This is a genomic window from Rhodoferax koreense, assembly GCF_001955695.1.
Classification (GTDB): Bacteria; Pseudomonadota; Gammaproteobacteria; order Burkholderiales; family Burkholderiaceae_C; genus Rhodoferax_B; species Rhodoferax_B koreensis.
The window spans coordinates 5,733,734-5,756,719 of the sequence record NZ_CP019236.1; the positions used below are offsets into that span (position 1 = coordinate 5,733,734).

A 22,986-nucleotide genomic window follows, 5' to 3' on the forward strand; every position below is an offset into this window, starting at 1 on the left:
AGGCGAGCGTGCAGGCGCTCGGCCTTGGTTTTCATTCTGCGCCAAACAGGAAAATCGGCGTTGTTTTCGTCACTAATCTGCAGCATTCACAAGGGTTTGCAGCGCGGCCGTGAGCTCTTCCATCACGGGCTGCCAGTCGCCGGGCCCGGTCTGGCGGAACAGCCGCATCACGCCGGGGTACCAGGGCGAATCGGTGCGCTCTTCCAGCCAGCGCCAATCGGTCTGGTAGCGCGGCAGCAGCAGCCAGCACGGTTTTCCCAATGCACCGGCGAGATGCGCCATCGCCGTATCGACGGCAATCACCAGGTCGAGCCCGGCCATGATGGCCGCGGCGTCGGCGAAGTCGCGCATGCGCCCGCCCAGGTGCAGCAGCGGCTGGCCGGGCGGCGGGTTTTCCGCCTGGTCTTCGCCAGCGCCCTTCTGCAGACTGACGAAACACACACGCGGCACCTGCCACAGCGGTGCCAGCACCGCCAGCGAAGCGAGCGACCGGTCGGCGTCGTTCTCGAAGCGCGGATTACCCTTCCAGACCAGGCCGACGCGCAAGGACGGACGTGGCGGCAGTTCTGCCGCCCACCGCAGCGCGAGCGCGGGGTCGGTCTTCAGGTAAGGCAGCGATGCGGGAATCGTGTCGAGCCGGGTTTCGAAGTAGTAAGGCAGACTCATCAGGGGCGTCCAGACGTCCCACTGCGCCTCGGGCCAGGGCTCGTCGAAACCAAGCACGTGGTCCACGCCCGCAAGCGTGGCGAACAGCCGCTTCAGCGCCGGATGGCACAACAGGCTGACCGGCCCCGCACCTCGTGCCTTCAGCTGCGCCGCGTACCGGCCGAACTGCACCATGTCGCCATGGCCGACCTCGTAGCCCACCAGCACCGAGCGGCCGGCCAGCGGCTCGCCTTGCCAGCGCGGACAACGCAGCTGCTTTTTCAGCCCCGCGTACCAGTCGCGCGCCTCCAGCCCCGCCCAGCCTTCTTCGAGCCGGCCCTGGCGCAGCCGCATCACGCCCAGGTTGAAGCGGGCGCGGGGCAGGTCCGGGGCCAGGGCCAAGGCTTTTTCAAAGCAGGCTTCGGCCTCGTCGTCCAACCGCATGCTGGCGTACAACACGCCGAGGTTGGACCAGGTGCCGGGCTGGTCCGGTGCGAGTCGCAGGGCCTGGGCATAGGCGGCCTCGGCCTCGTCCAGGCGCTTGTGCCGGGCCAGCAGGCCGCCCAGATTGACATGGGTTTCGGCGATCTCGGGCCGCAAGGCGAGCGCACGGCGGTAGCAGGCTTCGGCTTCGCCGTCCTGCTCGCGCTGTTCCAGCACGAGGCCCAGGTTGACCCAGGCTTCGGCCAGGTCGGGTGCCGCCGCCAAGGCGCCGCGAAAGAGCCGTTCGGCTTCGGCCGGCAACTCGGCCGCCATCTGGCGCGCCCCTTCGAAGAACAGCTTTTCGGCCAGGGTACGGGGGGAAATTTGCGGTTTTTCCGGCATGCCCCCTAGCTTACGCGGCCGGGCAGGAGCCTGTCCTACACCCGAACGCGGCGTGCGCGGAGGCACGGGCTGCTGCCTATCCCGCGAGCGGCAGCATCACCCATTTCTAAACTGGACGCATGGAAACCAAGGAGTTCACCATGTCCAAGACATCCGAATCAAACACCACCGGCCTGCGCCAGGGCATCATGTACTGGGGCCTGGCCGCCACATTGGCCTGCGCTGCGGCTTACGCCCAGCCAACGGCCGGCACGACTGGCATCGACGCCTCGGGCAGCACCACGGCCGAGCGCGCGGCCTGCATGAACGGCCGCACGCAGCAGGACGAGGCCACCTGCCTGCGGGAAGCCAACAATGCCGCCGCCGACAAGAAGAAGGGCGAACTCACCACCCAAGGTCCGGTGGCCGTCAATGCGCTGACGCGTTGCGAACCCCTGGCCGGCGAGGACCGCGCGGCCTGTGAAGCGCGCATCCTGGGCTACGGCAGCACCAGCGGCAGCGTGGCCGGTGGCGGCGTCATCCGCGAGGTGGAAACCGTCGTCCTGCCAAAGGACAAGGCCAATGTGATCGTCGAGCCCAAGACGGCGGCACCGGTGATTTTGGTGCCGCAATAAAAAAGGCCAGTCCGGCCCATCAAAAAAGCCCATGTCCTCGCGGACATGGGCTTTTGCCTTGAGGGAAGGACCGCTTACTTCGCAGCGATCACACGCGCCATTTCCAGCGTCTTGTTCGAATAGCCCCATTCGTTGTCGTACCAGCTCACAAGCTTGACGAAGGTGCCGTCCAGCGCGATGCCGGCTTCGGCGTCGAAGATGGAGGTGCGTGCGTCGCCGCGGAAGTCGGTGGAGACCACCTTGTGGTCGGTGTAGCCGAGGATGCCCTTCAAGGCACCTTCGCTCTGGGCCTTGAATTCGGCGCAGATGTCGGCGTAGCTGGCATCCTTGTTGAGTTCCACCGTCAGGTCGACCACCGACACGTCGGACGTCGGCACGCGAAAGCTCATGCCGGTCAGCTTCTTGTTGAGCTCGGGAATCACCACGCCGACGGCCTTGGCGGCGCCGGTGCTCGAAGGGATGATGTTTTCCAGGATGCCGCGGCCGCCGCGCCAGTCCTTGTTGCTCGGGCCGTCCACGGTCTTCTGCGTGGCGGTGGTGGCGTGCACGGTGGTCATCAGGCCGCGCTTGATGCCCCACTTGTCGTTGAGCACCTTGGCCAGCGGGGCCAGGCAGTTGGTGGTGCACGAGGCGTTGGAGATGATGGCCTGGCCGGCATAGGTCTTGTCGTTCACGCCATAGACGAACATCGGCGTGTCGTCCTTGCTCGGGGCGGACATGACGACCTTCTTGGCGCCGGCGTCGATGTGCTTCTGCGCCGTTTCCTTGGTGAGGAACAGGCCGGTGGATTCGACCACGACTTCGGCACCGACGTCAGCCCACTTCAGGTTGGCCGGATCGCGTTCCTGCGTGAGGCGGATCTTCTTGCCATTGACGATCAGCGTGTTGCCGTCGACCGCGATGTCGCCGTCGAAGCGGCCGTGCACCGAGTCGTACTGCAGCATGTAGGCCAGGTAGTCGGGCTCGAGCAGGTCGTTGATGCCGACGATTTCAATGTCCTTGAAGTTCTTCACCGCGGCACGGAACACCATGCGCCCAATACGGCCGAAGCCGTTGATGCCAATCTTGATCGTCATTGCTGTTTCTCCAGTAGTTGAAATAAAAACCTGCGCGAGCGCTGCTCGGCGTTACTTGTTCCGCAAAGCCTGTTCGACGGTGTCGGCCACATTTTCAGGCGTGAAGCCGAAGTGCTTGAACAGTTCGGGCGCCGGGGCGGATTCGCCATAGGTGTCGATGCCGACCACGGCCGCGCAACCGTATTTCCACCAGCCGCCGGTGCAGCCCATTTCCACGGCGATGCGCGGCACGCCGGCCGGCAACACGGTGGTCTTGTAGTCGGCCGACTGGCGGTCGAAGGTGGTGGTGCTGGGCATGGAGACCACGCGCACGGCGATCCTGCGCTGGGCCAGCAGGGCTTGCGCCTTGATGGCCAACTGCACCTCGGAGCCGGTGGCGATGATCACCGCCTGGGCCTTCTTCTTCAGGCCCACGTCGGCGGGCTCGGCGAGCACATAGGCGCCCTTGTCGATCGCGTCCAGGCCCGAAGCGTCGGGCGCGGCGGCGGAGTCGGCCTTGGGGATGTAGGCGATGTTCTGGCGGCTCAGCAGCAGCGCGGTGGGGCGGTCCTTGTTTTGCAGCGCGACCGTCCAGGCCACGGCGGTCTCGGCCGTGTCGCCCGGGCGCCAGACGTCCAGGTTGGGGATCAGGCGCAGGCTGGCCGCGTGTTCGATCGACTGGTGGGTCGGGCCGTCTTCGCCCAGACCGATGGAATCGTGCGTGAACACGTGCACCACGCGCAGCTTCATCAGCGCGGCCATGCGGATGGCGTTGCGGCTGTAGTCGCTGAAGGTGAGGAAGGTGCCGCCGTAGGGGATGTAGCCGCCATGCAGCGCCACGCCGTTCATGATGGCGGCCATGCCGAACTCGCGCACACCGTAGTTGATGTGGCGGCCGATGATCACCGGCGGCTGGCTGTTCGCCGCGCTGCTGCCGGCGCTGGCCTTGGGCTCGTCTTCCGCGCCCTGCTTGGCATGTTCCACCGGCGTGCCGAGCACCACGTCGCCATTGGCTTCGAAGCGCAGCGCGGGTGTGGCCTTGGTATTGGTGAGGTTGGAGCCGGTCAGGTCGGCGCTGCCACCGAGCATCTCGGGCAGCGCGGCCGTGAACGATTCGAGCGCCAGCTGCGAAGCCTTGCGCGAGGCCACGGTCTCGGCCTTGGCATGGGCGCCGAGCACGGTGTCGACGGCGGTCTGCACGAAGTTGCGCGGCAGGTCGCCCTTCATGCGGCGCAGCAGTTCCTTGGCGAGGGCCGGGTGTGCGGCCTTGTAGGCGGCGAAGCGCACGTCCCAGGCTGTCTCGGCGGCCAGGCCGTTGGCGCGGGCGTCCCAGGCCTCGGCCACTTCCTTCGGGATGACGAACGGCGGGTACGGCCATTCGATGGCTTCGCGCGTGAGCTTGATCTCTTCGGCGCCGAGCGCTTCGCCATGGGCCTTGGCCGTGCCGCCGCGGTTGGGCGAACCCTTGCCGATCACCGTCTTGCAGACGATCAGCGTGGGCTTGTCGGCGGACTTCTTGGCTTCGGTGATGGCTGCGGACACCACGTCGGCGTCGTTGCCTTCGATCGGGCCGATCACGTGCCAGCCGTAGGCGCGGAAACGCTCGGGCGTGTTGTCGATGAACCAGGGCGCGACCTTGCCGTCGATGGAGATGCCGTTGTCGTCGTACAGCGCGATGAGCTTGTTCAGCTTCCAGGCGCCGGCCAGCGCGCAGGCTTCGTGGCTGATGCCTTCCATCAGGCAGCCGTCGCCGAGGAAGGCATAGGTGTGGTGGTCGATGATGTTGTGCACCACTTCGCCGCCCGGAGCGGCATCCACGCGGTTGAACTCCTTGGCCAGCAGCTTCTCCGCGAGCGCGAAGCCCACGGCATTGGTGATGCCCTGGCCCAGCGGGCCGGTGGTGGTCTCGACGCCGGGCGTGAGGCCGTGCTCGGGGTGGCCAGGCGTCTTGCTGCCCAGTTGGCGGAAGTTCTTGAGCTCGCTCATCGGCAGCTTGTAACCGGTGAGATGCAGCACCGCGTACAGCAGCATCGAGGCGTGGCCGTTGGAGAGCACGAAGCGGTCGCGGTCGATCCACTGCGGATTGCGCGGGCTGTGCTTGAGATGGCGGCCCCACAGCGCGACAGCCATGTCGGCCATGCCCATCGGCGCGCCGGGATGGCCCGAGTTGGCTTGTTGTACCGCGTCCATTGCGAGTGCGCGGATCGCATTCGCCATCAATTGATTGTTCGCCATCAGGGCTGCTCCGGGGAAGGTTCCGAGGGATCGGGGGAAACCCCGCATTTTACCGGGCGCCGCACGGCGGGCTGATACGCTACGCTCCAACACCGAACCTCTATGCAAGGCCTGCACCTCACCGCCGATCTGTACCAATGCCGCTGCGCACCCGAGTGGCTGACCGACGCGGCTCGGCTCGGCGCCCGTTGCCGCCAGGCCGTGGCGCAGGCCGGCCTGCAGGCGGTCGGCGAACTGTTTCACACCTTTACGCCCGCAGGAAGCGACGCCGGTGGCCCGGGCGGGGTCACCGCCACCATCCTGCTCGCCGAATCCCACTTGTGCGTGCACACCTGGCCCGAGCTCGGTGCGGTCACGCTCGACGTGTACGTGTGCAACTTCAGTGGCGACCACTCGGCGCGCGCGCAGGCCCTGATGCAGACCCTGATCACCCTTTTCGAGCCCGCGCAGACCCGGCAGAACCAGCTGGTGCGCGGCATGCCGAGCCCTCCGATTCCCGACAGCGTTTCCTCCCTGACTTCATGATCCTCCCTGCCCTGATCCTGGCCGCCGGCCGCGGCGAACGCATGCGCCCGCTGACCGACACCATCCCCAAACCCCTGCTGCCCGTGCACGGCAAACCACTGATCGAATGGCACCTGGAGGCGCTGGCGCGGGATGGCGTGCGGCAGGTCGTCATCAACACCGCGTGGCTGGAAGCGCAGATTCCCGCCGCACTCGGCGACGGCGCGCGCTGGGGCCTCTCCATCCACTACTCGATGGAAGGCCGCGACCACGGCGGCGCGCTGGAGACGGCCGGCGGCATTGCCAAGGCGCTGCCGCTGCTGGGCGACAACTTCTGGCTCGTTTCCGGCGACATCCATGCGCCGCAATTCCGCTTCGACCCGCTGGCCGCGGCCGCTTTCGAGGCCGGCGACCGGCTCGCTCACCTATGGCTGGTGCCGAATCCGCCGTACCACCCGCAGGGCGACTTCGGCATCGGACCCGACGGCCTGGGCCTGGCCGACAGCCCCGGGCCGGACGGTGTGCGCTGGACCTACAGCAACCTCGCCCTGGTGCGCGGTGCGCTCTGCGAGCACGTGCCGGTGGGCGAAAAAGTCCCCCTCGGGCCGCTGCTCTTTGCAGGCATGCGCCAGCAACGCATCGGCGTGGAGGCTTATAAAGGGCCCTGGCACAACGTTGGCACACCTGAACAACTCCACCACCTGAACGCACCATGACCACCGACCTCAAGAACCTCTACGCCGACCGCCGTGCCCAGGTCGCCCGCCGGCTCGGCGCCGGCGGCATCGCCATCATCCCCACGGCGCCCGAGCAGCAGCGCAACCGCGACAGCGACTTCCAGTTCCGCGCCGACAGCTACTTCTACTACCTCACCGGCTTCAACGAACCCAACGCCTGGCTGGTGCTGACCGGCGAGGGCCATGCCACGCTGTTCTGCGCGCCGAAGGACCTGGAGCGCGAAATCTGGGATGGCTTTCGCCTCGGCCCCGACGCCGCGCCACCTACGCTCGGCGTGCAGTCGGCGCACCCGGTGGCCGAACTCGGCACCCGCCTGCCGCGGCTGCTGGAAAACCGCAGCACCGTCTGGTACCCGTTCGCCACGCACAAGGGCCTGGAAGCCAAGATCGATGGCTGGCTCTCCAGCGTGCGGGCACGCGTGCGCTACGGTGCGCTGTGCCCCGAAACCCAGCGCGACCTGTGCGTGGTGCTCGACGAGATGCGCCTGATCAAGGACGAACACGAGAAGGAAGTGATGCGCCGCGCCTCGGCCATCAGCGCCGGCGCCCATGTGCGCGCGATGCAGCTCTCCGCCCGCATGCTGCGCGCCGGCGAAGAAGTGCGCGAATACCACCTGGACGCCGAACTGCTGCACGAATTCCGCCGCCATGGCTCTCAGTACCCGGCCTACGGCTCCATCGTCGCCGCCGGTGCCAACGCCTGCGTGCTGCACTACCGTGCCGATGCCGCGCCGGTGCGCAGCGGCGAGCTGGTGCTGATCGACGCCGGCTGCGAACTCGACGGCTACGCCAGCGACATCACCCGCACCTTCCCGGCCAACGGCAAGTTCACCGGCCCGCAGCGCGCGCTGTACGACCTCGTGCTGGCCAGCCAGGACGCCGCCATCGCCGCCACCAAGGCCGGCGCCCGCTTCACCGACCCGCACGAGGCCACCGTCAAGGTGCTGGCGCAGGGCATGCTCGACGTCGGCCTGCTCGACAAAAACAAGGTCGGCACGGTGGACGACGTGATCGAATCGCGCGCCTACTTCGCCTACTACATGCACCGCACCGGCCACTGGCTCGGCATGGACGTGCACGACTGCGGCAGCTACGTGGAAGCGTCGGAACTCGGCAACAGCAGCGAACGCAAGGACCCGCTGTCCGGTGAAACCATCACCAACCGCCCCAGCCGCATCCTGCGCCCGGGCATGGTGTTGACCATCGAACCCGGCCTCTACGTGCGCCCCGGCGAGGGTGTGCCGGAGGCCTTCCACAACATCGGCATCCGCATCGAGGACGACGCCATCGTGACCGAAACCGGCTGCGAGCTGATCACGCGCGGCGTACCGGTGAAGGCCGACGAGATCGAAGCCCTGATGCGCGGTTGAACGCGGCGCCGGCCATGCCCGACATCCAGCTCCTGGGCATCCAGGTCGGCACGGCACGGCCGCTGCGCGCCGGCCACCGCAAGGTGTCGTCGGCCATCGGCAAGACCGCCGTCGATGGCCCGCTGCTGGCCGGACCGCTCGGGCTGGCGGGCGACATGCAGGCCGACCTCGCCGTGCACGGGGGACCGGACAAGGCGGTGTACGCCTATCCGGCCGCGCACTACGCTTTCTGGCGGCAGCAGCGGCTCGACCATGGCGCAAGCCTTTTCGACGAAACACTGCCCCATGGCTTCGTCGGCGAAAACCTCAGCATCGACGGTCTGCTGGAGGACGCCGCCTTCATCGGCGACGAACTGCATTTCCCGCAATGCACGTTGCGCATCACCGCGCCGCGCGAACCCTGCTTCAAATTCAACGCCGTGATGGGGTTCTCGCAGGCGGCGAAGGCGATGGTGCAATCCGGCCGCTGCGGCTTCTACCTGGCGGTGACGCGACCGGGGCCGATCGCCGCTGGCGAAACGGCGCGGCTCGTGACGGGACCACGCCGGACCTCGGTGGCACTGGCCTTCGCCGCCAGCATGGCCCGCCGCAGCCTTTGAACGGGCCGGGCATTCGATCCCGGCCGCACGCGCTCCTCGGAAAAAGTGACTTCCCAGTCTATTTTGTGACGGAGTTGTGGCGAAATAGTCAAGAACTGCGCACAGTGCTGTGCACGGTTGCGAACACCACGGGATAATTCCGCCTTCCCACGCCGTGCCCGCGGCGATGTCGACCACCCCACCCCGCGTTCGCGTCCGCCGACCATGGCCCAGCTTTTCATTGCCGTTCACTACAACCTCTGGGTCGTCGGCCTGTCGTTCCTGATCGCCAGTTTCGCGTCCTATGTGGCGCTGGACCTGGCCAAACGTGTGCGCACGCCCGACCGGATGCTGGCGCGCGGCTGGTGGATCGGCGGCTCGGCGGCCATGGGCACCGGCATCTGGTCCATGCATTTCGTCGGCATGCAGGCGGCCGCCTTCCCGTTCGCCGTGGGCTTCGGTTATGCGGTCACCGGGCTGTCGTGGGTGGCAGCCGTGGCGGTTTCGGCGGTGGCGCTGTTCATTGCCAGCCGGGCCCGGCTGACACGGTTCCGGCTGGCCGTGGGAGCGCTGTCGATGGGTGCGGGCATCTGTGTGATGCACTACACCGGCATGGCGGCCATGGACATGGCGCCGGGGATCCGCTGGTCGGCCGGCTGGGTGGCGGCCTCCATCTTCATCGCCGTGGCCGCCTCCGCCGTGGCCCTGATGATCTTCTTCGGGCTGCGTAGGCTGAGCGGCAACGCCGCACGCTGGGGCCAACTGGCGGCCGCGCTGGTGATGGGCACGGCGATCTGCGGCATGCACTACACCGGCATGGCCGCGGCCGGATTCGCCGAGGGCTCGGTCTGCCTCAGCGCCAATGAACTGCGCGGCGACAGCCTCGGGCTGCTGGTGTCGGTGGCGACCATCGTGCTGCTCACGCTCACCATGTTCACCTCGGCCATCGACGCGCGCATGCAGGGCAAGGCGGCCGATCTGGCGGCCTCGCTGCAGACCGCCAACACCGAACTGCAGCAGCTCGCCTTCCGGGACGCGCTCACCGGCCTGCCCAACCGCCTGCTGTTCGACGACCGCGTGACGCTGGCCGTGGAACGCTGCGCGCGCGATGGCTCGGGCCTGGCCGTGATGTTCGTCGATCTGGACGGGTTCAAGCCGGTGAACGACTCCTTCGGGCACCGCTTCGGCGACGAGGTCCTGCGCGAGATGGCGCGGCGCGTTGCCGCACAGGCGCGCAGCACCGACACCGTGGCGCGCGTCGGCGGCGACGAATTCGTGCTGCTGCTCGAAGGCAACCCCGACACCACCGCCACGGCGCAGATCGCGCAGCGCATCATCGACGCGATCACCATGCCGGTAACCGGCGCCGAACACGAGGTGCGGCTGTCGTGCTCGATCGGCGTGGCCATGTACCCGTCCGACGGCCCGCGCGAGCAGCTCATGGCCCATGCGGACGCCGCCATGTACGCCGCCAAGCGCGGCGGCGGTACGGCCTATGCGTTCTTCGAGCCGCACATGAATGCCGGCGTACGCGAGCAGATCGAACTGCAGCGCGACCTGCGCCAGGCCATCGAGCGCGGCGAACTCGAGCTGCACTACCAGCCCAAGGTGAGCTCCGGGCGCAACGTGATCACCGGCGTGGAGGCACTTGCGCGCTGGAAACATCCGGTGCGCGGCATGCTGAGCCCCGGCGTGTTCATCCCGATTGCCGAACGCTTCGGCCTGATCAACGCGCTGGGCAACTGGGTGATCGAAGAAGCCTGCCATCAGGTCAGCCGATGGCGCGACCAGGGCCTGCGCATCCGCGTGGCGATCAACCTGTCGGTCCACCAGTTGCGCCAGGACGACCTCGTGCCGCGTGTGGAAAAGGCGCTGCGTACCCACCATCTCGACCCGGCCCTGGTGATCTTCGAGGTCACGGAGTCGGTGGCCATGGAGGACGCGGCCGGCACGCTGGCGACCTTCGAGCGGCTCGGCGGCATCGGCGTGAAGCTGTCGATCGACGACTTCGGCACCGGCTATTCCAGCCTGTCCTACCTGCGCCAGCTGCAGGTGAGCCAGCTGAAGATCGACCAGTCCTTCGTGCGCGACCTGGAAACCAGCGCCGACGCCCGCGCCATCGTCAAGGCCGTGGTCGGCCTGGCCCATGCGCTGAACCTCAGCGTGGTGGCCGAGGGCGTGGAAACCGAAGCCCAGCGCGACGTGTTGACCGCGCTGAAATGCGACGAGCTGCAGGGCTACCTGTACGCCAAGCCGATGACGGCGGCGCTCATGGGCCAGTGGGCGCTGGACATCGACCCGCCCACCGACATGAAGTTCGCGAATTCGACTTTCGTCGACCTCTGAACCACGCGGCTCAGCCGACCCGGCTGCCCACGCGGTGGCCGTGCGTCAAGGCCTCCTCGAAAATCGAATAACCCGACAGGTCGCTGTGCGCGAACCACAGTCGCTGCCCGGCCGCACGCGACTGCAAGGCCGCCAGCGCCGCGCTGCGGCGGATGCCCGGCACCGGCGTGCTCATCGCATGGCCGTAGCGCGTGATGTCGATCCGCGTGGCCTTGGCGGGCAGGTCGGGGTGCGGCGCGGCGAACTCGGCCCACAGCACATCGCGCCAATGGGTCCACGGCTCGTCAAACAGCACCTGCCTGCGCGCCGGCGCCAGCCCCAGGGCGCGGTAGCAGGTGAGCACGGTCGCGCCGGGCACCGGCAGCAGGCTCTGGTGCATGGCATCGACATAACCCAGGCCTTCCGCACCCGGGCGGCTGTCGTAGACCACGTTGTCCCAGCTCGGCGCGGCACCGGGCCGGTCGTCCAGCGGCGCGCGCAGGTGCACGTTGGCCACGAGCCACGGCGCATAACGCAGTTGGGCGGCGGCCTCGCGCAGCGCGGGCGGCGGGTTCTCGACCAGGCGCGCGGCAACGAACAGTGGCAGCGCCACGATGCAGTGGTCAGCCTGCCAGCGGCGCAGGGTCGATGTGGCCGCATCGAAGGCATCGACCTCCACGCCGTGCCGGCCCACCGCGATGCGCGCCACCACCTGGCCGGTGTGCTGGCGCCCGCCGAGCGGCGCGGCCAGGCGCCGGGTGAGCCAGGCATTGCCTTCGGGCCAGGTCAACACGCCTTCGCTCTCGGCCACACCGTCGCCCGGCGCATGGAAGCCATGCCGGCTCGCGAAGTAGTGCAGGCCGGCCCAGGCCGAAACCGTGGCGATGCCGGCGCCGTAATCGTCGCGGCAGCAGTAGTCGAGGTACCAGCGCAGGTGCGGGTCGGTCAGTTGCTGCAAGTCCAGCCACGCTCCGAATGTCATAGCATCCAACGCAGGATCCACCTGCGCCAACGACACTTTTGACACAGGAATTGCGAACCAACCCGCGCGCGCCACGCCTTGGGCGAACCGCCGGTATTGCGCCAGCGTCTCGGGCTCCACGCCCTGCAGCGGCAACAGGCCGTCCTGCCAGGCGCCGTTGAAGAACAGCCGCTCCTGCGGGCTGTGGCACAGGTGGCGCTCGTCGTATCGCCACCGCCCGGCCACCCGTTGGCGCAGGCCGAATTCCTCGAGCAGATCCTGCACCTCGCGCGCGTCGTCGCCGGGCACGGGCAGGTAATGCGCGCCCAGCGGACAAGGGACGCCGTTCACCGCGCCGCCACGGCTGTTGCCGCCGGCCTGGTCTTCGAGTTCGAGCAAGGCGAAATCCTCGATGCCGCGCTGGCGCAGCGCACGCGCGGCGGCCAGCCCCGCCACGCCGCCACCGGCGATCACGACCCCCGTGCGCTGCGTGCTCGCGGGCGCGGGCCAGCTGCGGCGGTCGCGCAGCAGGTGGCCGCGTTCGAAGTTGATGCCGGTGAAGCCGCCTGCGATTTCGGCCGGCGCCTCGCAACCCGTCAAAACCGGCAAGGCCGCGGCGGCCAGGAAGTCACGGCGTTTCAATGCGCCACCACCTTGCCCCACTCCTGCTCGTAGGTCGTCACCAGGATCTGGTTCGATAAACGGTTGACCTCCGCCGGCACCCGCGCCATGTCGAGCGGAAAGTCGAACAGCAACGGCAGGCTGTTGAGATCGAGGAAACGCAGTCCGGCGGGCAGCGCGGGCGGCAGGCGCCAGGGCCGGCGGCTGGCCAGCACATAGCCCCACTCGCCGAAACTCGGCACGTGGGCGTGGTAGGGCGTGGCCGTCAGCCCGACGGTTTCGATGGTGCGCACCACGGTCCAGAAACTCTGGCGCGCCACGAGCGGCGAGGTGGTCTGCACCACGGCGTAGCCGCTGGCCGACAGGTGGCGGTCCAGCAGGGCATAGAAGCTGTTGGTGTAGAGCTTGCCGATGGCAAAGTTGGTCGGATCGGGGAAGTCGACGACGATCACGTCAAAGGTCTCGTCGGTCTTGTCCAGCCACTGGAACGCATCGGTGTTGACGATCTTCAACTTCGGTGACGACAGCGAATGGCCATTCAGCCGCGCCAGCGTCGGTTGCTCGCTGAACAGCTTCGTCATGGCCGGATCGAGCTCGACCAGCGTGATGCGCTCGACGCTCGGGTACTTCAGGATCTCGCGCACCGCCATGCCGTCGCCGCCACCGAGCACGGCCACCTTCTTCGGCGCACCGTGGGCCGCCATCGCCGGGTGCACCAGGGCCTCGTGGTAGCGGTATTCGTCGCGTTCGGCGAACTGCAGGTTGCCGTTCAGGAACAGCCGATGACCGGCCTTGCCGTTCGTCACCACGATGCGCTGGTAGGGCGAGGTGGTGCTGAAGACGATGCCGTCCTGGTAGAACTTGTCTTCGGCCGCCTTGGTGATGTGGTCCGCGCCGATGAAACCTCCCGCCAGCGCCAGCAGTACCGCTGCACACGCCGCCGCATGGGCGCCCAGGCGTGGCAACTCGTGCCGGAACAGCCACAGCGCCCACAGCGCCACGGCCGCATTCATCAGGCCGAACAGCAGGCCGGTGCGGATCAGCCCGAGCTGCGGCACCAGCACCAGCGGGAACGCCACCGACACCGCCAGCGCGCCGAGGTAGTCGAAGGTCAGCACCTGCGACACCAGGTCCTTCAGCGCCACATTGCGCTTCAGGATGCGCATGACCAGCGGAATCTCCAGCCCCACGAGGATGCCCACCAGCAACACCAGGCCGTACAGCAGCACACGAAAGCTGCCGGGCAGGTAGGCATTGGCCAGGAACAGCACCGCCGGCAAGGCGCCGCCGGCCAACGCCACGAGCAACTCGATGCGCAGGAAATGCGCGGGCAATTGCCGCTCGAAGAACCGCGACAGGTAGGAGCCCACGCCCATCGCGAACAGGTAGGTGCCGATGATGGTCGAGAACTGCAGCACCGAGTCTCCGAGCAGATAGGAAGCCAGGGCACCCGCCGCCAGCTCGTAAACCAGGCCGCAGGCGGCCACGACGAAGACGCTGGCGAGCAGCGCGACTTCCATCGGGCGGGGGGCCGCGACCGCGGGGCGCAAGGGCGGCGCCGAAGTCATCACCCGTGGATCGCCGCCGCCACGATGATCGAAATCCCGAGGCTCATCGCCGCCACCACCAGGCCGAGCGCCACGTTCTGTTTCTCCACGATTTCGGCCCAGAGGTCGTAAGGCGTGAGTTTGTCGATGAGCACGAAACACAGCCAGAAAATGACCACGCCGATCAGCGCGAACAGGATGGAGCCGAGGAAGGCCGCGGGCCGGAGCCATTCAAGTGCCATGGGAATCTCCTGGTGAAAAACGATGTCGTTGAAGGGCGGCGGGACGGCTTTTCATTTGTGCCCGCCGCCGCTGGAAAAACCGCCGAAAGAGCCGCCCGAGCTGCGCGATGAGGAGGAAGTGCTGCAATTCTCCACCCGCGGATCGCAGGAAGTGCAGCGGCTCATGAGCGCCAGCAGCACCAGGATCACCACCACCACGAGGATCACGGTGATGCAGCCCACGCCGCCGCTGCGGCTCACGGGGGAGGCATCGCTGCGCTGGAACAAATCCTTCTTGCCTTCGATCTTGAAGGCGGCGGCGACCGCGTCGCTGGCGATCAGGCTGCCGGCGGACCAGGTCAGCTCGTTCGCCGACTGCTCCGACGACAGCAGGTTGCGCCCGCTCGCGAAGTCGCGGTTGCTGGTCTTCTGCCCGCGCGTGACCTGCCAGTAGAACTCGCCAGCCACATAGGCCGTCTCGGCGTAGTAGCTCTCCTTGAGCTGGTAGCGCGTGCCGAGGTAGGTGGCCTGCTGCGTATTGCCCGGGCTCATCTTCGGCGCCCCCGTGGTGGGCTTGACGAGGCTCCAGCCTTCCTCGGAATCGACCAGGAAGGCAAAGCCGCGCTGGCGATTGTAGAGCAGGTATTCGCTCCAGCCGAAGTGTTCGTCCGGGTCTTGTGGCGTATAGCCCATGCGGTGCTGGAAGCCCACCACCTGCCACGACACGCCCTGCAGTTGGCCCAGGCTGCCGAGCGCGATGAGCGGCGCCACCGGCTCGTCCTGTAGGGCATGCGCGAGTTCGCCGCCGATGCCCTGGGAGAGGTCGATCAGGCTGTGGCAGGCCGGGCAGGCGATGCTCTTGCTGCTGCCGAGCTGCACCGTCACGGGCGCGCCGCAGTTCGGGCAGTTGAACTGCCGGCCGGTGTCTTGCTTGGTGCTGGTGTCGCGCAGGCCGCTGAGCTTCAGTTCTTCGAGCGACACGGCACGGCCCGTGGATGCAGCCGGTACCGCTGCGCCGTAGTCGATGCTCAGCACCTCGCCGTCGTCGCTGCGCAGTTCCACCATGGCGAACGGTGTGCCGAGCGCAGGCAGATGCCCGAGTTCGCCCTGCGCCGAGCACAGCGACACCGTCTGGTTGGAGGTGACGGTGTAGGCCTTGCCGCCCACCGCAGTGGTGGCGCCGACGCGGAAGTGTTCGGCCGCGGGCAGTGCTGCAGCGGCCACAGAAGCGTCGGCCGGGCGGCTGAACACGTAGGCGCCGTTGTCCTCGCTGAGCACCGCCACGGTGCCGTCGTCGAGCGCGGCGTTCCATTCGGTCCAGCGGCCTTCGGGGTACTGGTATTGCAGCCGTCCCACCAGCGTGAAGCGGCGCTGCCCGAACAGGCCCGAGGCCATCAGCTGCAACGGGCTGAAGTCGTCGAACAGCTCGGCCATCTTGCCGATGCGGGTCAGGGTTTCGCCCTGGCGCACCACCGTGCTCTGGCAATAGGCGCAGACCGCATGGGTGGACTGCGCGCTGCGGAATTCCACCGGCGCGCCGCAACCCGGGCAGGGCACGCTGTACAGGCGCTGGATCGCGCCCTCAGCCATGGGGTGCGCGGCTTGGCTTCAAGTCTTTGATGCCTTCACCGCTGATGGATATTGCGCGTGCAGCTCCGGAAAACATAGCAAAAAGTCAGACGAGCTTCTTCAGCAGTTCGGCTTTCTTGCTGTCGAATTCTTCCTGCGTGAGGATGCCCTTGGCCTTGAGTTCGCCGAGTTTCTCCAGCGTGGCCATCACCTCCTCGGGCTTGACCCCCACCGCCGCAACCGCCGGCGCGGCGGCCTGGGGCTGCAGGCCGGCCTGCAGGTTCTGCGCGAGCACCTGGCCCAGCGCCACGCCGGCACCCAGGCCCATGGCGTCCCCGGCCACGCCGCCGCCGCCACCCGCGCCTTCGGCGAATTTCGGGATCGCCTGCGCGGTCTGGTATTGCATGAACTTGCCCATGTCGTTGCCGACCATGCCCATGCCGATCTTCTGATCGAGAATCTTCTGCAGTTCCTCGGGCAGCGACACGCTCTGCACCGTGAGGCCGTCGAGTTGGATGCCGATCTTGGCGAATTCGGGCGCGAGCTGCGTCGACAGGGCCTGCGCGAACATGATCTGGTTGGCCGCCAGGTCCAGAAACGGAATGCCGCTGGCGGCGATGGCGTTGCTGATGTTCTGCATCACCAGGCCGCGCAGTTGGCCGTCGAGGTCGGCCACGCCGTACACGTCGCGCGTGCCCGAGATCTCGGTGTGGAACAGCTTGGGGTCGGCCACGCGGAAGCTGTAGTTGCCGAAGGCGCGCAGCCGCACCGCGCCGAAGTCCTGGTCGCGAATCGTGATGGGCTGCGGCGTGCCCCACTTCTGGTCGATCTGCTGGCGCGTGCTGAAGAAGTAGACGTCGCTCTTGAACGGCGACTCGAAGAGCTTGTCCCAGTTCTTGAGGTAGGTGAGCACCGGCAGCGTCTGCGTCGTCAGCTTGTAGGTGCCGGGGCCGAACACATCAGCCACCTGGCCTTCGTTGACGAACACGGCCATCTGCGATGCACGCACGGTGAGCGAGGCGCCGTTCTGGATTTCCATGTCGGCCATGGGGAAGCGCCAGGCCAGCGTGCCATCGCCGGACTCCGTCCACTGGATGATGTCAATGAACTGTTTGCGGATGAAGTCCATCAAGGCCATGAGAGTCTCCTGTGGGGATGGGCAATGGTCGCGGAATGATACCCGCGGGCGCATGCTGAATTCGCATGCCATCTGCGTACAAACCGCATGAAATTCGTCGATTGCAGAGGTCTACAATCCCATGACTTACGATGCTGACGGCTGCCCGCGTGGTGCAAGTCCGGTTTCGGCGGGGAGACTTTTGATGACCGACAAGACGGTGAACACCGAAGAAAAACGCGCAGAACTGCGCCGCGCCGCGCTCGAATACCACGAGTTTCCCACTCCGGGCAAGATTGCCGTCGCAGCCACCAAGCAACTGGTGAACCAGCGTGACCTGGCACTCGCCTACTCGCCCGGCGTGGCCGCGCCCTGCGAGGAAATCGTCAAGGACCCGAACGCCGCGTTCAAGTACACCAGCCGCGGCAACCTGGTGGCGGTGATCACCAACGGCACGGCCGTGCTCGGCCTGGGCGACATCGGCGCGCTGGCGTCCAAGCCGGTGATGGAAGGCAAGGGCGTGCTGTTCAAGAAGTTCGCCGGGGTGGACGTGTTCGACATCGAGATCGATGAAAAGGACCCGGCCAAGCTGGTCGACATCATCGCCTCGCTCGAGCCCACCTTCGGCGCCGTCAACCTCGAAGACATCAAGGCGCCCGACTGCTTCTACGTGGAGCGCGAGTTGCGCAAGCGCATGAAGATCCCGGTGTTTCACGACGACCAGCACGGCACGGCCATCACCGTGGCGGCGGCCATGCTCAACGGCCTGAAGGTCGTCGGCAAGAACATCGGCGAAGTCAAGCTCGTCACCTCGGGCGCCGGCGCCGCGGCACTGGCCTGCCTGAACCTGCTGCTCAAGGTCGGCCTCAAGCGCGAGAACGTCTACGTGACCGACCTGGCCGGCGTGGTCTATGAGGGCCGCACCGAGCTGATGGACGACGACAAGCGCCAGTACATGCAGAACACGACGGCGCGCACGCTGTCCGACGTGATCGAAGGCGCCGACGTGTTCCTCGGCCTGTCGGCGGGGGGGGTGCTCAAGCCGGCCATGGTGTCGAAGATGGCGGCGAACCCGGTGATCTTCGCGCTGGCCAACCCGAATCCCGAAATTTCGCCGGAAGACGCACATGCCGTGCGCGGTGACGTGGTGATGGCCACGGGCCGCACCGATTACCCGAACCAGGTCAACAACGTCCTGTGTTTCCCGTACATCTTCCGCGGCGCGCTCGATTCGGGCGCCACCACCATCACCGACGAGATGGAAATCGCGGCGGTACACGCCATCGCCGACCTCGCACAGGCGGAGCAGAGCGAAGTCGTGGCCGCGGCCTACGCCGGTGAAAAGCTGGCCTTCGGCCCCGAATACCTGATCCCCAAGCCCTTCGATCCGCGGCTGATGATGAAGATCGCGCCGGCCGTGGCCAAGGCCGCCGAAGAGAGTGGCGTGGCGCTGCGTCCGATCAAGGACATGGACGCCTACCGCGACCGCCTGCAGAGCTTCGTCTATGCCTCGGGCACGATGATGAAGCCGATCTACGACGCGGCCAAGAAGGCGACCCGCAAACGCGTGGCCTATGCCGAAGGCGAAGAGGAACGCGTGTTGCGCGCGGCGCAGATCGTCGTCGACGAAGGCATCGCCCGGCCGACGCTGATCGGCCGGCCCACCGTCATCGCCGAGCGCATCGCCAAGTTCGGCCTGCGCCTGCGCGAGGAACTCGACTACGACATCGTCAACGTCGAGCAGGACCATCGCTACCGCGACTTCTGGCAGACCTACCACCGCATGACCGAGCGCAAGGGCGTCACGGTGCAGGTGGCCAAGATCGAAATGCGCCGGCGCCTCACGCTCATCGGCAGCATGCTGCTTCAAAAGGGCGAGGTCGACGGCATGATCTGCGGCACCTGGGGCACGACGCACAACCACCTGCAATACATCGACCAGGTGATCGGCAAGCGGCCTGGCGGCAGCCCGAGCACGCCGCAGGACGTGCAGATCTACGCCTGCATGAACGGCTTGATGCTGCCGGGCCGGCAGGTGTTCCTGGTCGACACCCATGTCAACTACGATCCGACCGCCGAGGAACTGACCGAGATCACCGTGATGGCAGCCGAGGAGATGATGCGCTTCGGCCTCAAGCCCAAGGCGGCGTTGCTCTCGCACAGCAACTTCGGCCAGAGCAACCAGCCGAGCGCGATCAAGATGCGCCGCGTGCTCGGGCTGCTGCAGACCCAGGCCCCATGGCTCGAGGTCGATGGTGAAATGCACGGCGACGCGGCGCTCGACGGTGCCGCGCGCGCGGCGACCATGCCGCACAGCACGCTCGCCGGCGATGCGAACCTGCTGGTCATGCCCAACATCGATGCCGCCAACATTTCCTACAACCTGCTCAAGACGGCGGCGGGCGGCAACATCGCCATCGGGCCCGTGTTGCTCGGCGCCGCAAAACCTGTACACATCCTGACGGCCAGCACCACGGTTCGCCGGATTGTGAACATGACAGCCTTGACGGTAGCGGACGCCAATGTGGTGCGTTAACCGCCCGCAATGAGATAGCAAGTACTAACTCAGGTCGATATTGACCCCTGGGGGCTGCCCAATATTTGGGCAGCCCCTTGCTTTTTGGGGGCGCATGCGTCACACTAGCGCCTTGAAATTTCGGGGTAAACCCGAGGTCGCCAAGAAGCATCGGAAGGTTCTAAAGGTTGGAACGCATGGCGCAGAAAGAGAAAAAGAAGATAGCCAAGCATCTTCTGGCGGTAGTTTCCGGGATTGCGCTGGTTTTTTGCACTGGTTTGGTGCAAGCCCGTTCCCCCCGTTCTCCTTCACCTGATGTGTCGATTGCCACCATTTCGGTGGTCGAGTTGCCACCGCAGGGCCGTGAAACTTACAAGTTGATCCGGCAGGGAGGACCGTTCCGCTATAGCAAAGACGGTGTGGTTTTCGGTAATCGCGAACGCATCCTGCCCCGGCAGCCGCGTGGTTATTACCGTGAATACACCGTGGAGACTTCGGGTTTGAGCCATCGTGGCGCGCGCCGCATCGTCTGCGGCGGCGAGCCCCGCACGCCGGACGGTTGTTATTACACGAGCGACCACTATGCGAGTTTTCGCAAGATCGTCGAATGAGAGATTGTCGAGTTAATCATGCTAAGCAATGCGTCGCAGACGCCCAATAGATCAGAAGCCGGGGTACCTTTGATGAATGAGAAAAAGGCGGAGACGGATTTGCCGCTCCGCAATGTCAGAACCAACATCGTGCAGTCGATCCGCGCATTCCGTGTGCAGGATCTGCAGGACGCGGCGCTCGGGCTCGGCCAGCACTTTCTGTATGCCAACCTGGCCAACGCCCAGAGCAAGCAGGACGTCCTGGACATGATCGCCCAGCAGTTCACCTTCCCGACGCATTTCGGCAAGAACTTCGATGCGCTGTACGACTGCATGACGGATCCCTTGCACAAATCGGGCCCGCAGCCGGGCTTCATCGTGGTGCTGGAACAGATCCCGGCGCACGCGAAGTTCGACAAGGAAGCCCGCGAACAATTGCTGGACATCTTCCGTGATGCCGCTGACTACTGGGGGGACCGGAAGATTCCGTTCCGGTGCTTCTATTCTTTTCTGTAGCCCGTTCTGCACAAAACAGCCAAGCAGAACGGGCGAACGAGGCAGACAGCAACGTCGTCTCGGGCATCGAGTTGAACAACACCACCGAGTCCGGCGAAAAGATGCCGACGGACAAGCTGGTCGATGTTTCACCGCTGGCGCTGCGCATGAGCAGCCCTTTCAACGCGGGGTACTGGCTGGCGGCAGCGTAAGCAACGCACCGCGTCGTCAGAATTGAAAAAGCCCGTCAGCGCAAGCTGACGGGCTTTTTCAATTGGCGTTGTTCACGCCGTGAGCGCCAGATCCACGTATTCCTGCACGGGGACTTCCTCAGCGCGGCGCTGCACGTCGAACGCCCCCGCGAAATGACGCGCCTCGAGCCAGCGGCCCAGGGTGTGGCGCAAGATCTTGCGGCGCTGGCTGAACGCGACCTGCACCAGTTCGCTCAGCAACCCCACATCGACCGCCGGCGGCGCGGAGAGCGGCACCATGCGCACCACGGCGCTGTCGACCCGCGGCGGCGGATCGAAGGACTCGGGCGGCACGAACAACACGTTTTCCATGGCGTAGCGCCACTGCAGCATCACGCTGAGCCGGCCGTAGTCGCTGGTGGCCGGCCGCGCCACCATGCGGTCGATGACTTCCTTCTGCAGCATGAAATGCTGGTCCTGCACCACGTCCACCTGGGCCAGCAGATGGAACAGGATGGGCGTCGAGATGTTGTAGGGCAGGTTGCCGACGACACGCAGCTTTGGCTTCACGACCGCTCCTGAATCAGGAGCAACCAACGCAGCAGCGATCTGCGTGAAGTCGACTTTCAATACATCGGATTCAATCACCGTCAACTGCCCGTGGGCGCGCAGCCGTACCGCCAGGTCGCGGTCGAGCTCGATCACCGTCAGGTGGCCCAGGCGTTCGACCAGAGGCTGGGTCAGCGCGGCCAGGCCGGGGCCGATCTCGACCATGGGCTGGCCGGGCTCGGGCGCGATGGCGTCGACGATGGCGCCGATGATGCCCTGGTCGGACAGGAAGTGCTGGCCGAAACGCTTGCGCGGGATGTGGGAACTGGATTTCAAAACGCCGGTGGCACCCCGTTACTGGGGCGGCTCCCGATATTCCACGTAGGCCCGCGCGCGCAGTTCCTGCGCCCAGTTGGCATAGGCCTCGTCGAGCTTCTTCTCGCGCACGATGTTGCGCACCACTTCGCGCTGCTCGCGCGGCGATAGTGCGCGCTCGCGGGTTTCGAGCAGCTGGATCAGGTGCATGCCGAAGCGGGAGACCACCGGGTCGGAAATCTGGCCTGGCTTGAGCGAATCGAGCACTTCCTCGAATTCGGGCACGAACTGCCCCGGGCTGGCCCAGCCGAGATCGCCGCCTTCCTTGGCGCTGCCGTCCTGCGAGTTCTCACGGGCCAGCGCGGCGAAGTCGGCCGTGCCGGCTTCGACGCGTTTCTTGAAATCGAGCAGCTTGTCGCGCGCCGCGGCTTCGCTGAGCTGCGGGCTCGGGCGCAGCAGGATGTGCCGCGCATGGGTTTGCGGCACGGCGGCCGGCACCCCGCCCTGGCGCTTGTCCAGCAGCTTCAGGATGTGGAAACCCGCGGCCGACCGCAGCAGGGGGCTCACTCCGCCGACAGGGAGATCCTGCACGCCATCCACGAACAGTTGCGGATAGCGTTCGGCACTGCGCATGCCGAGCACGCCGCCGCCCTTCTGGTCGGGGCCATCGGTGTACTGGCGCACCAGTGCTGCGAAATCCTCGCCGGCCTTGGCCCGGTCGAGCAGGCCCTGGGCCTTGGCCTGCAGTTCCTTGACGCGTTCGGCGCTCGCGTTTTCCGGCACGGCGACCAGCAGCATGGCCAGGTTGATTTCCTGCGGCGCCTGCGCGCCCTCGCTCTGCTGTTCACGCAGGTAGGTGTCGATGTCCTGGTCGCTCACCTTGACGCGCCCGTCCACCTCGCGTTCGCGCAGCCGCGACACGATGAGCTGGTTGCGCAACTCTTCGCGGAACTGCGCGAGGGTCAGGCCGTCCTGCGCCAGGCGCCGGCGCAACTCGGGCACGTCGATCCGGTTCTGCCGCGCCACGTTCTGCTCGGCCAGGTCCACCGCGGTGTCCTCGACTTTGATGCCGCCCTCGCGCGCCGCCTGCAATTGCGCCTTTTCGAGCACCAGCCGCTCCAGCACCTGCCGAGTGAGTTCGGCCTCGCTGGGCATGGCGTTGGCGCCCTGCTGGGCCATCTGCTGCGCCACGCGCACGACACGCGCGCGGACCTCGTTGTTGGTGATCGGCTCGGAGTTGACCACGGCCACGATGTAGTCGGCCTGGCGCGGCCCTGCGGGGCGAGCCAGGCCTGGGGACAGCGAGATGCCGGACGGGAGCGAAGGCCGCAGGCCCTGGGCCTGCGCGGGCCAGGTCGCGAGCGTGGCCAGGCCGGCCAGCGTCACAGCGAAGAAACGATGCATCAT

The 22,986-nt window shown here is 66.6% G+C and carries 20 protein-coding genes; 10 read left to right on the forward strand and 10 right to left on the reverse strand.

Annotated features, from left to right (window positions below):
- Nucleotides 1–72: 72 nt before the first annotated feature.
- Nucleotides 73–1,470, reverse strand: a complete 1,398-nt coding sequence (locus RD110_RS26470) for a tetratricopeptide repeat protein (protein WP_076203949.1) — start codon at nt 1,468–1,470, stop codon at nt 73–75.
- Nucleotides 1,471–1,610: 140 nt separating this feature from the next.
- Here RD110_RS26470 and RD110_RS26475 point away from each other — a divergent pair, with 140 nt between their 5' ends.
- Nucleotides 1,611–2,084, forward strand: coding sequence for a hypothetical protein (locus tag RD110_RS26475; RefSeq protein WP_076205762.1), 474 nt, complete (start codon nt 1,611–1,613; stop codon nt 2,082–2,084).
- Between the two features lie 74 nt (nt 2,085–2,158).
- Here RD110_RS26475 and gap read toward each other — a convergent pair whose 3' ends face one another.
- Both gap and RD110_RS26485 read right to left on the reverse strand, forming a co-directional pair.
- Complete coding sequence (gene gap, locus RD110_RS26480; RefSeq protein WP_076203951.1) at nt 2,159–3,160, reverse strand: type I glyceraldehyde-3-phosphate dehydrogenase; 1,002 nt, start codon at nt 3,158–3,160, stop codon at nt 2,159–2,161.
- A 51-nt stretch (nt 3,161–3,211) separates the two neighbouring features.
- Nucleotides 3,212–5,374, reverse strand: coding sequence for a transketolase family protein (locus RD110_RS26485; RefSeq protein WP_076203954.1), 2,163 nt, complete (start codon nt 5,372–5,374; stop codon nt 3,212–3,214).
- Between the two features lie 102 nt (nt 5,375–5,476).
- On the opposite strand from RD110_RS26485, the gene RD110_RS26490 reads away from it, so the two are divergent.
- From RD110_RS26490 to RD110_RS26510, 5 genes are all read left to right on the forward strand, one after another.
- A complete protein-coding gene (locus tag RD110_RS26490; RefSeq protein ID WP_076203957.1) occupies nt 5,477–5,899 on the forward strand; it encodes an S-adenosylmethionine decarboxylase family protein in 423 nt (140 codons plus the stop codon).
- Entirely contained in the window at nt 5,896–6,594 is a 699-nt protein-coding gene (gene murU, locus RD110_RS26495) for an N-acetylmuramate alpha-1-phosphate uridylyltransferase MurU (protein WP_076203959.1), read from the forward strand. The genes RD110_RS26490 and murU overlap by 4 nt, the downstream gene beginning before the upstream one ends.
- Nucleotides 6,591–7,985, forward strand: coding sequence for an aminopeptidase P N-terminal domain-containing protein (locus tag RD110_RS26500; protein ID WP_076203962.1), 1,395 nt, complete (start codon nt 6,591–6,593; stop codon nt 7,983–7,985). Before murU ends, RD110_RS26500 begins: the two co-directional genes overlap by 4 nt.
- Before the next feature lie 14 nt (nt 7,986–7,999).
- A complete protein-coding gene (locus RD110_RS26505; RefSeq protein ID WP_076205765.1) occupies nt 8,000–8,584 on the forward strand; it encodes an MOSC domain-containing protein in 585 nt (194 codons plus the stop codon).
- A gap of 204 nt (nt 8,585–8,788) precedes the next feature.
- Nucleotides 8,789–10,909 carry a putative bifunctional diguanylate cyclase/phosphodiesterase gene (locus RD110_RS26510; protein WP_076203965.1) on the forward strand — a complete coding sequence of 707 codons (2,121 nt, stop codon included), beginning with the start codon at nt 8,789–8,791 and terminating at the stop codon, nt 10,907–10,909.
- A 10-nt stretch (nt 10,910–10,919) separates the two neighbouring features.
- Here RD110_RS26510 and RD110_RS26515 read toward each other — a convergent pair whose 3' ends face one another.
- The 5 genes from RD110_RS26515 to RD110_RS26535 form a co-directional block, all read right to left on the reverse strand.
- Entirely contained in the window at nt 10,920–12,491 is a 1,572-nt protein-coding gene (locus RD110_RS26515) for an FAD-dependent oxidoreductase (protein ID WP_076203968.1), read from the reverse strand.
- A complete protein-coding gene (locus RD110_RS26520; protein ID WP_076203970.1) occupies nt 12,488–14,038 on the reverse strand; it encodes a polyamine aminopropyltransferase in 1,551 nt (516 codons plus the stop codon). Before RD110_RS26520 ends, RD110_RS26515 begins: the two co-directional genes overlap by 4 nt.
- Complete coding sequence (locus RD110_RS26525; protein WP_076203973.1) at nt 14,038–14,259, reverse strand: DUF350 domain-containing protein; 222 nt, start codon at nt 14,257–14,259, stop codon at nt 14,038–14,040. The genes RD110_RS26520 and RD110_RS26525 overlap by 1 nt, the downstream gene beginning before the upstream one ends.
- A gap of 51 nt (nt 14,260–14,310) precedes the next feature.
- Nucleotides 14,311–15,828, reverse strand: a complete 1,518-nt coding sequence (locus RD110_RS26530; protein WP_076203975.1) for a DUF4178 domain-containing protein — start codon at nt 15,826–15,828, stop codon at nt 14,311–14,313.
- Between the two features lie 85 nt (nt 15,829–15,913).
- Entirely contained in the window at nt 15,914–16,945 is a 1,032-nt protein-coding gene (locus RD110_RS26535) for an SPFH domain-containing protein (RefSeq protein ID WP_076203978.1), read from the reverse strand.
- A gap of 184 nt (nt 16,946–17,129) precedes the next feature.
- Between RD110_RS26535 and RD110_RS26540 the strand changes: the two genes are divergently transcribed.
- The 4 genes from RD110_RS26540 (at nt 17,130) to RD110_RS28205 (ending at nt 20,736) form a co-directional block, all read left to right on the forward strand.
- On the forward strand, nt 17,130–19,460 hold the full coding sequence (locus tag RD110_RS26540; protein WP_076203980.1) for an NADP-dependent malic enzyme: 2,331 nt from the start codon (nt 17,130–17,132) through the stop codon (nt 19,458–19,460).
- Nucleotides 19,461–19,636: 176 nt separating this feature from the next.
- Nucleotides 19,637–20,050 (forward strand): guanyl-specific ribonuclease, encoded by a 414-nt coding sequence (locus tag RD110_RS26545; RefSeq protein WP_076203983.1) that lies wholly within the window; start codon nt 19,637–19,639, stop codon nt 20,048–20,050.
- A 72-nt stretch (nt 20,051–20,122) separates the two neighbouring features.
- Entirely contained in the window at nt 20,123–20,545 is a 423-nt protein-coding gene (locus tag RD110_RS26550; protein ID WP_076203986.1) for a barstar family protein, read from the forward strand.
- A complete protein-coding gene (locus tag RD110_RS28205) occupies nt 20,524–20,736 on the forward strand; it encodes a hypothetical protein (protein ID WP_157900335.1) in 213 nt (70 codons plus the stop codon). Before RD110_RS26550 ends, RD110_RS28205 begins: the two co-directional genes overlap by 22 nt.
- 72 nt (nt 20,737–20,808) lie before the next feature.
- Here RD110_RS28205 and rsmA read toward each other — a convergent pair whose 3' ends face one another.
- Nucleotides 20,809–21,600, reverse strand: a complete 792-nt coding sequence (rsmA, locus tag RD110_RS26555; RefSeq protein WP_076203988.1) for a 16S rRNA (adenine(1518)-N(6)/adenine(1519)-N(6))-dimethyltransferase RsmA — start codon at nt 21,598–21,600, stop codon at nt 20,809–20,811.
- Nucleotides 21,601–21,618: 18 nt separating this feature from the next.
- Nucleotides 21,619–22,986 carry a peptidylprolyl isomerase gene (locus tag RD110_RS26560; protein WP_076203991.1) on the reverse strand — a complete coding sequence of 456 codons (1,368 nt, stop codon included), beginning with the start codon at nt 22,984–22,986 and terminating at the stop codon, nt 21,619–21,621.